Below are 11407 nucleotides of genomic sequence, written 5' to 3'. Positions count from 1 at the left end.
CCTGGGGCCCCTCGGGTCAGCGGCTGTCGCTGCCCTTCGCCTCGGCCGCCGCGCGGCCCGCCTCCAGGCGCGCCACCGGGATCCGGAACGGCGAGCAGGAGACGTAGTCGAGGCCGACCTCGTGGAAGAAGTGCACCGACTCCGGGTCGCCGCCGTGCTCGCCGCAGACGCCGAGCTTGATGTCGGGGCGGGTGGCCCGGCCGGCCTCGACCGCGGAGCGGACCAGGGCGCCGACGCCGTCCTTGTCGATGGTCTCGAAGGGGCTGACGCCGAAGATGCCCTTCTCCAGGTACGCGGTGAAGAAGCTGGCCTCCACGTCGTCGCGGGAGAAGCCCCAGACCGTCTGCGTGAGGTCGTTGGTGCCGAAGGAGAAGAACTCGGCGGCCTCGGCGATCTGCCCGGCGGTGACGGCCGCGCGGGGCAGCTCGATCATCGTGCCGAGCGCCAGCTTCAGCTCCACGCCGGTCTCCGCCACGACCTCGGCGATGACCCGCTCGGCGTCCTCGCGGACGATCTCCAGCTCCTGGACGGTGCCCACGAGCGGGATCATGATCTCGACGCGCGGGTCGCCCTTGGCGTCGATCCGCTGGGCCGCGGCCTCGGCGATCGCCCGGACCTGCATGGTGAACAGGCCGGGGATGACCAGGCCGAGGCGGACGCCGCGCAGACCCAGCATCGGGTTCTGCTCGTGCAGCCGGTGCACGGCCTGGAGCAGGCGCAGGTCGTTCTCGTGCGGCTCCTTGCGGGACTCGGCGAGGGCGACGCGCACCGACAGCTCGGTGATGTCGGGCAGGAACTCGTGGAGCGGCGGGTCCAGCAGGCGGACCGTGACCGGCAGGCCGTCCATCGCCTCGAAGAGCTCGACGAAGTCGGTCTTCTGGAGCGGCAGCAGGGCCTTGAGGGCGTCGTCGCGCTCGGCGTCGGTGTCGGCCAGGATCAGCCGCTCGACGTACTGGCGGCGCTCGCCGAGGAACATGTGCTCGGTGCGGCACAGGCCGATGCCCTGGGCGCCGAAGCGGCGGGCGCGGGAGGCGTCCTCGGCGTTGTCGGCGTTGGCGCGGACGCGCAGCCGGCGGACGCGGTCGGCGTAGGCCATGATCCGGTGGACGGCCTGGACCAGCTCGTCGGCGTCGTCGGCGCCGGCGTGCATGCGGCCCTCGAAGTACTCGACGACCGGGGACGGTACGACGGGTACCTCACCGACGTACACCTTGCCGGTGGAGCCGTCGATGGAGACGACGTCGCCCTCCTCGATGACCGCGCCGGAGGCGGTGGTCATGCGGCGGCGCTTGGTGTCGACCTCCAGCTCCTCGGCGCCGCAGACACAGGTCTTGCCCATGCCGCGGGCGACGACGGCGGCGTGCGAGGTCTTGCCGCCGCGCGAGGTCAGGATGCCCTCGGCGGCGATCATGCCGTCCAGGTCGTCCGGGTTGGTCTCGCGGCGGATCAGGATGACCTTCTCGCCGGAGCGGGACCACTTGACGGCCGTGTACGAGTCGAAGACGGCCTTGCCGACGGCCGCGCCCGGGGAGGCGGCGATGCCGCGCCCGATCTGCTCGACCTTGGCGCCCTCGTCGAACTTCGGGAACATCAGCTGCGCGAGCTGGGCGCCGGTGACGCGCTGGAGCGCCTCGGCCTCGTCGATGAGGCCCTGGTCCACGAGCTGCGTGGCGATGCGGAAGGCGGCACCGGCGGTGCGCTTGCCGACGCGGGTCTGGAGCATCCAGAGCTGGCCGCGCTCGATGGTGAACTCGATGTCGCAGAGATCCTTGTAGTGGGTCTCCAGCGTGTTCATGATCTCCATGAGCTGGTCGTACGACTTCTTGTCGATCGACTCCAGGTCGGCCAGCGGCACCGTGTTGCGGATGCCGGCGACGACGTCCTCGCCCTGCGCGTTCTGGAGGTAGTCGCCGTAGACGCCCTCGTGGCCGGAGGCGGGGTCGCGGGTGAAGGCGACGCCGGTGCCGGAGTCCGGACCGAGGTTGCCGAAGACCATGGAGCACACGTTGACGGCGGTGCCGAGGTCGCCGGGGATGCGCTCCTGGCGGCGGTACAGCTTCGCGCGGTCGGTGTTCCAGGAGTTGAAGACGGCCTCGATGGCGAGGTCCATCTGCTCCCGCGGGTCCTGGGGGAAGTCGCGGCCGGTCTCGGCCTTCACGATCTCCTTGAAGCCCTCGACGACCTTCTTCAGGTCGGCGGCGTCCAGGTCGGTGTCGCTGGCGACGTCCTTCGCGGCCTTGGCCTCGTCGAGGGCCTCCTCGAAGAGCTCGCCGTCGACGCCGAGGACGGTCTTGCCGAACATCTGGATGAGGCGGCGGTACGAGTCCCAGGCGAAGCGCTCGTTGTCGGCCTGGCGGGCGAGACCGGTGACGGACTCGTCGGAGAGGCCGATGTTGAGGACCGTGTCCATCATGCCCGGCATGGAGAACTTGGCTCCGGAGCGGACCGAGACCAGCAGCGGGTCGTCGGCCTGGCCGAGCTTCTTGCCCATCCGACGCTCAAGGGCGTCGAGGTGGGCCGAGACCTCGTCGCGCAGGGCGACGGGCTCCGAGCCGGACTCGAGGTAGACCTTGCACGCCTCGGTGGTGATCGTGAAGCCCGGAGGGACCGGGAGACCGAGGTTGGTCATCTCGGCGAGGTTGGCCCCCTTGCCACCGAGCAGGTCCTTCAGGTCCCTGTTGCCCTCGGTGAAGTCGTACACGAACTTCTGATCATTGTTTTCCGACACGGGTCTCGACTCCTCGACGACTCGGTTGGCTGCCCTGACGGCGAGGAACATACCCAGATCGAAGGCTTCTGGGGAGGTACGCCTACCGGTCACACGGTCTTAACCACCCGTCCGCCCCCACTTCGAAAGTTACCGAGGCGAAGCTTCCGCTTTCACGCCCCGAAGCCCGCTTGACCCAATCCAGGGACAACGCGCTCACATGAGCGCTATCTATGCGCATTTGCGTTCAACTCTTGAACGCAAAAGGGGTGGCACCCAGTGCCACCCCTTCAAGCCGTAGGACCCTTCGTAACCTGCTCATCTGAGCAGTACCCCCCTCAGAGGTGGCGAGGATCACTCCCCCGAAAGGCCGAAAATCTCAGCCGCCGGACGTGTCCAGCTCGGCGTCCTCGCTCACTCCGGCACAGTCGTAGGGGTCCTTCAGCCAGCCGTCCGGCAGGACAACCCGGTTGTTTCCGGACGTACGACCCCGGGGGCCGTCCGCACCCACCGGCCACGGCTGGTCCAGATCCAGCTCGCTCAACTGAGCGCGCAGCGCCTCCAGGGACGAGGTGACCGCCAGGCTCTTGCGCATCTCCGAACCGACCGAGAAGCCCTTCAGGTACCAGGCCACGTGCTTGCGGAAGTCGACGACACCCCGCTGCTCGTCGCCCAGCCACTCCCCCAGCAGCGTCGCGTGCCGCACCATCACGTCCGCGACCTCCCGCAGGGCCGGCGTCCGGTACCCGCCGGTGCCCTCCAGGCCCGCCACCAGGTCCGCGAAGAGCCACGGACGGCCCAGGCAGCCCCGGCCCACGACCACGCCGTCGACGCCGGTCTCGCGCATCATCCGCACCGCGTCGTCCGCCGACCAGATGTCGCCGTTGCCCAGCACCGGGATCTCCGGCACGTGCTCCTTGAGCCGCGCGATCGCGTCCCAGTCGGCCGTACCGCCGTAGTGCTGCGCCGCCGTCCGCCCGTGCAGGGCGATCGCCGTCACGCCCTCCTCGACCGCGATCCGGCCCGCGTCCAGGTAGGTGATGTGGTCGTCGTCGATGCCCTTGCGCATCTTCATCGTCACCGGCAGGTCGCCGGCGTTGGTCACGGCCTCGTGGAGGATCGCCCGCAGCAGCGGCCGCTTGTACGGCAGCGCCGAGCCGCCGCCCTTGCGGGTCACCTTCGGCACCGGGCAGCCGAAGTTCAGGTCGATGTGGTCGGCGAGGTCCTCGTCGACGATCATCCGCACCGCCTTGCCGACGGTCACCGGGTCCACCCCGTACAGCTGGATCGAGCGCGGCTTCTCCGTCTCGTCGAAGCGGATGAGCTGCATCGTCTTCTCATTGCGCTCCACCAGCGCCCGCGTCGTGATCATCTCGCTCACGAAGAGGCCCTTGCCGCCGGAGAACTCGCGGCAGAGGGTGCGGAAGGGGGCGTTGGTGATGCCGGCCATGGGGGCGAGCACCACCGGGGGCTGCACGACGTGCGGGCCGATGGAGAGGGGGGAGAACGCGGTCATGGGCCCATTGTCCCGCACCACGCCGATCGTTAGACAGCCGTACGATCCGCCCATGACCGAGCTCACCCGGAGACACCGGCTCGTGGTCCTCGCGATCTGCTGCATGAGCCTGCTCATCGTCAGCCTGGACAACACCGCGCTGAACGTCGCGCTGCCCTCGATCCGGCGCGATCTGGACGCCTCCGTCTCCGGGATGCAGTGGACGATCGACGCCTACACCCTGGTCCTCGCCTCGCTGCTGATGCTCGCCGGCTCCACCGCCGACCGGATCGGCCGCCGCCGGGTCTTCACCACCGGTCTGGTCGTCTTCGCCCTCGGCTCCCTGCTCTGCTCGCTCGCGCCGAACCAGGAGGCCCTGATCGCCTTCCGCGCGGTGCAGGCCGTCGGCGGCTCGATGCTGAACCCGGTGGCCATGTCGATCATCACCAATACCTTCACCGAACCGGCGGCACGCGCGCGTGCGATCGGCGTCTGGGGCGCGGTCGTCGGCGTCTCCATGGCCGCGGGCCCCCTGGTGGGCGGTCTCCTGGTGGAGACGGTCGGCTGGCGGGCCGTCTTCTGGGTCAACCTGCCGGTGGCCCTCACCGCCCTCCTCCTGACCCTCCGGTACGTCCCCGAGTCCCGCGCGCCCCGCCCCCGGCGCCCCGACCCGGTGGGCCAGCTCCTGGTCACGGCGCTGCTGGCCTCGCTGACGTACGCGATCATCGAGACGGACCCGCTCTTCGCCGGGCTCGCGGCGCTCGCCCTGACCGGGCTGCTGCTGTACGAGCCCCGGCGCCGCGAGCCCCTGATCGACCTGCGGTTCTTCCGCAGCGCCCCGTTCGGCGGATCCGTCGTGATCGCGGTCTGCGCCTTCGGCGCGCTCGGCGGCTTCCTCTTCCTGAACACCCTCTACCTCCAGGACGTGCGCGGACTGAACGCCCTGGAGGCGGGCCTGCACATGCTGCCGCTGGCCGGCACGACCTTCCTCCTCGCCCCGCTCTCCGGCCGGCTGACCGGCTCCCGCGGCCCCCGCCTGCCGCTCCTCCTCGCGGGCACGGCGATGGCGGCCGGCTCCCTGCTCTTCGCCGCCTTCGAGGCGGAGACGGACGACGTCCTCCTCTTCACCGGCTACGTCCTCTTCGGGATCGGCTTCGGCCTGGTCAACGCGCCCATCACCAACACCGCCGTCTCCGGGATGCCCCGGGCGCAGGCCGGGGTGGCCGCCGCGGTGGCCTCGACCAGCCGCCAGACCGGCCAGACCCTCGGCGTCGCGGTGACCGGCACCCTCCTGGCGGCGGGCCTGACCGCCTCCCCCGACGCCTTCGTCGCGGCGGCCCGGCCCGGCTACTGGGTGGTCACCGCCTGCGGGCTCGCCGTCCTGCTGGCCGGCGCCCTCACCACCGGCCGCTGGGCGCGCGGCACGGCCGAGCGGACCGCCCGCGCCCTGGCCGTGGAGGAGACCGGCGCTCAGGCGGCGAGCGGCCGCCCGGCCTGATCCCGGACCACCAGCTCCAGGAGCCGGGCGCAGCCCGTCCGTCGTAGGTGACGAGGACGGGTCCTGTTGGTGTGGTCGAAGCGCAGCGGCTCGACGAGGGCGTTGCGGATCACCTTGGTCCGTCCGCCGGGGGCGACCACGTCGTGCCGGGCCCAGATCGCCCGGACCCTGGTCGCGGCCCGGGTGGCACAGGGTGCCGCGGCGGCGCTGATGCTGCCGCAGGTGCTGGCGACCCTTCACTCCTCGACAACGAGCGCCCGCCGGGCGAAGGCGCTGAGCCTGTACGGGGCGACCAACGGGCTCGCGTTCGCCGGCGGTCAGTTCCTGGGCGGTCTGCTGGTCGCGGCGGACGTGGCGGGCCTCGGCCGGCGCGCGGCCTTCCTGGTGAACGTGCCGATCGTGCTCCTCGCGCTGGGCTGATCCAGCTCGTCCTGGCCCTCCTCACGGGCCTGTACGCGCTCCGCCTGCCGAGGACGACGGGCTGAGGGCGCGACGAGCTGGGGCGGGGACGGTGAAGGGCCCGGGCCGCTGCGCGGTCCGGGCCCTTCGGTGTCGGTGACTGCTCGGCGACCGCTCGGTGCCGAGCGGTCGGCTACTCGGTGGCGGTGGCGGTGGCGGTGTCGTCCTGGGTGCGCTCGCGCATCTTCTTCAGGAGGTCCTGCTTCTTCTCCTCCGCGGAGCGGCGGTCGGCGGCGCGGCCCTGCCCGGCGCCGTGCTGTTCGGCGCGGGACAGCTTCTTGCGCTGTCCGCCGACGCCGAGGAGGTTGTTGCGGCTCTTCGCCATGGGGGTCTCCCCTTCGATGAGGTGGGCGGTGGTCGGTGGATCGGCCTGCGCGCCGCTCTCACTCGTAGATCGGGAGGTGAGCAAACATGCCCGCACCGTACCGGCCCGGTCCGGACCGCCGCACCCGGTTTTCCGGTGGCCCCGGGGCGCGTACGCGGGAGCCCCCGGTCCGACACTCCGGACCGGGGGCTCCCGCGTACACGATCAGAACGCGATCAGACGGTTCAGCAGCCGATCAGGCGGCTGGCCAGGTAGCCCTGGATCTGGTCGAGGGAGACGCGCTCCTGCTTCATGGTGTCGCGCTCGCGCACGGTCACCGCGTTGTCGTCGAGGGTGTCGAAGTCGACGGTGACGCAGAACGGGGTGCCGATCTCGTCCTGACGGCGGTAGCGGCGGCCGATGGCGCCGGCGTCGTCGAAGTCGATGTTCCAGTTCTGGCGCAGGTCCGCCGCGAGGCCCTTGGCCTTCGGGGAGAGCTGCGGGTTGCGGGAGAGCGGCAGGACCGCGACCTTGACCGGGGCCAGGCGGTGGTCGAGGCGCAGCACGACGCGCTTCTCCATGACGCCCTTGGCGTTCGGGGCCTCGTCCTCGGTGTACGCGTCGAGCAGGAAGGCGAGCATGGTGCGGCCGACACCGGCGGCGGGCTCGATGACGAACGGCGTGTAGCGCTCGCCCGACTCCTGGTCGAGGTAGCTGAGGTTGGCGCCGGACGCCTTGGAGTGGGCGCTCAGGTCGTAGTCGGTGCGGTTGGCGACGCCCTCCAGCTCGCCCCACTCGCTGCCGCCGAAGGAGAAGCGGTACTCGATGTCGGCGGTGCGCTTGGAGTAGTGGGAGAGCTTCTCCTGCGGGTGCTCGAACCAGCGCATGTTCTCCTCGCGCAGGCCCAGGCCGGTGTACCAGTTCCAGCGCTGCTGCATCCAGTACTCCTGCCACTCCTCGTCCTCGCCCGGCTTGACGAAGAACTCCATCTCCATCTGCTCGAACTCGCGGGTCCGGAAGATGAAGTTGCCCGGAGTGATCTCGTTCCGGAAGGACTTGCCCATCTGCGCGATGCCGAACGGGGGCTTCTTGCGCGAGGTCTGCTGGACCTGGGCGAAGTTGGTGAAGATGCCCTGCGCGGTCTCGGGACGCAGGTACGCGACGGAGCCGCTGTCCTGGGTCGGGCCGAGGTGCGTGGCGAGCAGGCCGGAGAAGTTCTTGGGCTCGGTGAAGGTGCCCTTGTTGCCGCAGTGGGGGCAGTTGATGTCGGCGAGGCCGTTCTCGGGGAGGCGGCCGTGCTTCTCCTCGTACGCCTCCTCCAGGTGGTCGGCGCGGAAGCGCTTGTGGCAGGAGGTGCACTCGGTCAGGGGGTCGGTGAAGGTGGCGACGTGACCGGACGCCTCCCAGACCTCGGTCGCCAGGATGACCGACGAGTCGATACCGACGACGTCCTCGCGCGCGGTGACCATGTAACGCCACCACTGGCGCTTGATGTTCTCCTTGAGCTCGACACCCAGCGGTCCGTAGTCCCAGGCGGCACGCTGACCGCCGTAGATCTCGCTGCACGGGTAGACGAAGCCACGGCGCTTGCTCAGGCTGACGATGGTGTCGATCTTGTCGGCGGCCACGGTGCTCTCTTCATTACGACGACGAAGTGCGAATGCCACAGGTTACCGGCGCCCGCACCCCCCGTATCAAATCGGTTCGGCGGCCGGCGGCCCCGAGGCGGACGTGGCCCGGACCACAGCTCCGGCAATTGACAACCGTTTCCAATTTTGTTGAAAATGAGTGTCATGAACGTACGCCGTCTGATACCCACCACCGCCGTCGCCGGAGCCGTCGCCCTCGGTCTCGTCACCCTCTCCGCCTGCGGCGGGGACTCGTCCGCCGCGGACAAGGGGACGGACGGCAAGCTGGACGTCATCGCGTCGTTCTACCCCGTGCAGTACCTCGCCGAGCAGATAGGCGGCGGCCACGTGGCCGTCAAGACGCTGACCGAGCCCGGCGTGGAGCCCCACGACCTGGAGCTCAAGCCCCGGCAGATCGGCGAGCTCGCCGACGCCGACGTCCTCCTCTACCTCAAGGGCCTCCAGCCCGCCGTCGACAAGGCCATCGACCAGGCCGGCGTCGAGCACACGGTCGACGCCGCGACCCTCACCACCCTCGAAGCCCACGGCACCAGCACGGACGAGGGCCACGACCACGCCCACGAGGGCGAGGAGTCCCACGAGGGCCACGACCACGGCTCCGAGGCCGGCACCGACCCCCACGTCTGGCTCGACCCCGTGAAGTACGCCGAGGTCGCCAAGGGCGTCGGCGCCGCCTTCGCGAAGGCCGACCCGGACCACGCCGCCGACTACGAGAAGAACACCGCCGCCCTGGTGAAGAAGCTCGGCGACCTGGACACCGCCTTCGAGACCGGTCTCAAGAACACCGGGACCCGCACCTTCATCACCACCCACTCCGCCTTCGGCTACCTCGCCGAGCGCTACCACCTGGACCAGGAGGGCATCTCCGGCGTCGACCCCGAGTCCGAGCCGAGCCCCGCCCGCATCAAGGAACTCCAGGACATCGCGAAGGCCGACAAGGTCTCCACCGTCTTCTTCGAGACCCTCGCGAGCGACAAGACCGCGAAGACCCTGGCGAAGGACGCCGGTCTCAGGACCGACGTGCTCGACCCGCTGGAGGGAATCACGGACAAGTCCCAGGGCGATGACTACATCGAGGTCATGCAGTCCAACCTCGCCGCGCTGAAGAAGGCCCTCGGCGCGAAGTGACCACGGCACAGCAGGAGGCACTCGTGAGCGACGAGCCCGTCATCTCCGTCCGCGGAGCCACCGCGGCCCTCGGCGCCCGCCCCGTCCTCCGGGGCGTCGACCTCACCGTCCGGCGCGGCGAGGTCGTCGCCCTGCTCGGCGCCAACGGCTCCGGCAAGTCCACCGCCGTCCGCGCGATCATCGGCCAGGTGCCGCTGACCGGCGGCGCCATCGAGCTGTTCGGCACCGAGCGGAAGCGGTTCCGCGACTGGGCCCGGGTCGGCTACGTACCGCAGCGCACCACCGCCGCGGCCGGCGTGCCCGCCACCATCCGCGAGGTCGTCTCCTCCGGCCGGCTCGCCCGCCGCAGGTTCGGCTTCGCCACCAGGGCCGACAAGGCCGCCGTCGAGCGGGCCATCGACCTCGTCGGCCTCGCCGACCGCGCCAGGGACTCCGTCTCCGCGCTCTCCGGCGGCCAGCACCAGCGGGTCCTGATCGCCCGCGCGCTCGCCTCCGAGCCCGAGCTCCTGATCATGGACGAGCCGATGGCCGGCGTCGACCTCGCGAGCCAGGAGATCCTCGCCTCGACCCTGCGCGACCAGGTCGCCGGCGGCACCTCCGTCCTCCTCGTCCTCCACGAGCTGGGCCCGCTGGAGCCCCTCATCGACCGCGCGGTCGTCCTGCGCGACGGCTGCGTCGTCCACGACGGACCGCCGCCCGAGGCCCTCGGCCAGCACGCCCTGCCCGGCCACGACCACGTACATCCGCACGCGGCCGGCGAGCCGCTCCGCACGGGACTGCTGAGCTGACCATGGACTTCCTCGAACCCGCCTTCATGCAGCGGGCGCTCCTCGCCGCCGTCCTCGTCGGCATCACCGCCCCCGCCGTCGGCATCTACCTCGTCCAGCGCCGCCAGGCCCTGATGGGCGACGGCATCGGGCACGTCGCCATGACCGGCGTCGGCCTCGGCTTCCTCATGTCCGCCAACCCGGTCTGGATGGCGACCCTGGTCGCCGTCGCCGGCGCCGTGGTGATGGAGCTGATCCGGGCGTACGGCAAGACCCGCGGCGACCTCGCGCTCGCGCTGCTCTTCTACGGCGGCATGGCCGGCGGCGTCATGCTGATCCAGGTCGGCGGCGGCTCCAACGCCAACCTGCTCTCCTACCTCTTCGGCTCGCTCTCCACCGTCTCCACCGAGGACGTCACCGCGATCGCCGTCCTGGCCGCCTTCGTCGTCCTCGTCACGATCGGCCTGCGCCGGCAGCTCTTCGCCGTCAGCCAGGACGAGGAGTTCGCCCGGGTCACCGGCCTGCCGGTGCGCCTGCTCAACCTGCTGATCGCGGTCACCGCCGCCGTCACCGTCACCGTCGCGATGCGGGTCGTCGGCCTGCTCCTGGTCAGCGCGCTGATGGTGGTGCCGGTCGCCGCCGCGCAGCAGCTGTCCAAGTCCTTCCGGGCGACCTTCGTCCTGTCCGTGGCGACGGGCGTCGTCGTCACCCTGGCCGGCACCGTCACCACGTACTACGCCGACGTCCCGCCCGGCGCGACGATCGTCCTGTACGCGATCGGGGTCTTCGTCCTCATGACGCTGCTGGCCGCCCCGCTCGCCAAACGGCGCGCCAAGGCCGCCGAGGCGGCGGCCGAGGACGGCTGCGCCGTACCGGTCCCGGCGGGGCGCCGGGCGGGAGACGACGTCAGGGTCTGACCCGGCACAGGGGGGACTGGCAGAATGGCGGGGGCAACGGATACATCAAGGAGGCCCCCGTGGCGACGGCAGGACCCCCCGTACGCGGCCGCTCGACCCGGCAGCGCGCCGCCGTGTCGGCCGCTCTGAGCGAGGTGGACGAGTTCCGCAGCGCGCAGGAACTGCACGACATGCTCAAGCACCGCGGCGACTCCGTCGGCCTGACCACTGTCTACCGCACCCTCCAGTCGCTGGCGGACGCGGGCGAGGTGGACGCGCTGCGCACCAGCGACGGTGAGACCGTCTACCGGCGCTGCTCGTCGGACGACCACCACCACCACCTGGTCTGCCGCGCCTGCGGCAAGGCCGTCGAGGTCGAGGGCCCGATGGTCGAGCAGTGGGCCGAGTCGGTCGCGGCGGAGCACGGCTTCGTGAACGTGGCGCACACGGTCGAGATCTTCGGCACCTGCGCGGAGTGCGCGGCGAAGTGAGCTGAGACCTGAC

Annotated in this window: 10 protein-coding genes and 1 pseudogene; 6 read left to right on the top strand and 5 right to left on the bottom strand. The window is 70.8% G+C overall.

The window, feature by feature from the left end:
- Window positions 1-16 precede the first annotated feature (16 nt).
- Both ppdK and dusB read right to left on the bottom strand, forming a co-directional pair.
- Window positions 17-2728, bottom strand: coding sequence for a pyruvate, phosphate dikinase (gene ppdK / locus ACFXMG_RS07130; RefSeq protein ID WP_383825804.1), 2712 nt, complete (start codon window positions 2726-2728; stop codon window positions 17-19).
- Between the two features lie 358 nt (window positions 2729-3086).
- On the bottom strand, window positions 3087-4223 hold the full coding sequence (dusB, locus tag ACFXMG_RS07125) for a tRNA dihydrouridine synthase DusB (protein ID WP_383825807.1): 1137 nt from the start codon (window positions 4221-4223) through the stop codon (window positions 3087-3089).
- Between the two features lie 52 nt (window positions 4224-4275).
- Between dusB and ACFXMG_RS07120 the strand changes: the two genes are divergently transcribed.
- Window positions 4276-5700 (top strand): MFS transporter, encoded by a 1425-nt coding sequence (locus tag ACFXMG_RS07120; RefSeq protein WP_383825810.1) that lies wholly within the window; start codon window positions 4276-4278, stop codon window positions 5698-5700.
- Here ACFXMG_RS07120 and ACFXMG_RS07115 read toward each other — a convergent pair.
- Window positions 5673-5813, bottom strand: coding sequence for a hypothetical protein (locus ACFXMG_RS07115; RefSeq protein ID WP_383825813.1), 141 nt, complete (start codon window positions 5811-5813; stop codon window positions 5673-5675). The genes ACFXMG_RS07120 and ACFXMG_RS07115 overlap by 28 nt on opposite strands.
- Before the next feature lie 46 nt (window positions 5814-5859).
- Between ACFXMG_RS07115 and ACFXMG_RS07110 the strand changes: the two are divergent.
- Window positions 5860-6114, top strand: a pseudogene (locus ACFXMG_RS07110) (MFS transporter); the annotation flags it as partial.
- Between the two features lie 178 nt (window positions 6115-6292).
- On the opposite strand, the gene ACFXMG_RS07105 reads toward ACFXMG_RS07110, so the two are convergent.
- Window positions 6293-6484, bottom strand: a complete 192-nt coding sequence (locus ACFXMG_RS07105) for a DUF6243 family protein (protein ID WP_383825816.1) — start codon at window positions 6482-6484, stop codon at window positions 6293-6295.
- Window positions 6485-6708: 224 nt separating this feature from the next.
- Complete coding sequence (locus ACFXMG_RS07100; RefSeq protein WP_383830956.1) at window positions 6709-8091, bottom strand: glycine--tRNA ligase; 1383 nt, start codon at window positions 8089-8091, stop codon at window positions 6709-6711.
- A 165-nt stretch (window positions 8092-8256) separates the two neighbouring features.
- On the opposite strand from ACFXMG_RS07100, the gene ACFXMG_RS07095 reads away from it, so the two are divergent.
- The 4 genes from ACFXMG_RS07095 to ACFXMG_RS07080 are packed head-to-tail and all read left to right on the top strand — an operon-like array spanning window position 8257 to window position 11394.
- Complete coding sequence (locus ACFXMG_RS07095) at window positions 8257-9240, top strand: metal ABC transporter substrate-binding protein (protein WP_383830959.1); 984 nt, start codon at window positions 8257-8259, stop codon at window positions 9238-9240.
- Window positions 9241-9263: 23 nt separating this feature from the next.
- Entirely contained in the window at window positions 9264-10028 is a 765-nt protein-coding gene (locus tag ACFXMG_RS07090; protein WP_383830961.1) for a metal ABC transporter ATP-binding protein, read from the top strand.
- A 2-nt stretch (window positions 10029-10030) separates the two neighbouring features.
- Complete coding sequence (locus ACFXMG_RS07085) at window positions 10031-10924, top strand: metal ABC transporter permease (protein ID WP_383830964.1); 894 nt, start codon at window positions 10031-10033, stop codon at window positions 10922-10924.
- 59 nt (window positions 10925-10983) lie between these two features.
- On the top strand, window positions 10984-11394 hold the full coding sequence (locus tag ACFXMG_RS07080) for a Fur family transcriptional regulator (protein WP_383830967.1): 411 nt from the start codon (window positions 10984-10986) through the stop codon (window positions 11392-11394).
- The last annotated feature ends 13 nt before the right edge of the window (window positions 11395-11407 follow it).

The sequence above is a fragment of the Streptomyces sp. NPDC059201 genome (genome assembly GCF_042754585.1).
Lineage (GTDB): Bacteria > Actinomycetota > Actinomycetes > Streptomycetales > Streptomycetaceae > Streptomyces.
Note: the sequence above shows the minus strand (reverse complement) of the source record. Positions and strands in the feature narration are given on the sequence as shown.

What these genes read in the sequence shown, in the direction of transcription:
- dusB (WP_383825807.1), bottom strand. Translation starts at nt 4,223, where the DNA reads ATGACCGCGTTCTCCCCCCTCTCCATCGGCCCGCACGTCGTGCAGCCC.
- ACFXMG_RS07120 (WP_383825810.1), top strand. Translation starts at nt 4,276, where the DNA reads ATGACCGAGCTCACCCGGAGACACCGGCTCGTGGTCCTCGCGATCTGC.
- ACFXMG_RS07105 (WP_383825816.1), bottom strand. Translation starts at nt 6,484, where the DNA reads ATGGCGAAGAGCCGCAACAACCTCCTCGGCGTCGGCGGACAGCGCAAG.
- ACFXMG_RS07095 (WP_383830959.1), top strand. Translation starts at nt 8,257, where the DNA reads ATGAACGTACGCCGTCTGATACCCACCACCGCCGTCGCCGGAGCCGTC.
- ACFXMG_RS07085 (WP_383830964.1), top strand. Translation starts at nt 10,031, where the DNA reads ATGGACTTCCTCGAACCCGCCTTCATGCAGCGGGCGCTCCTCGCCGCC.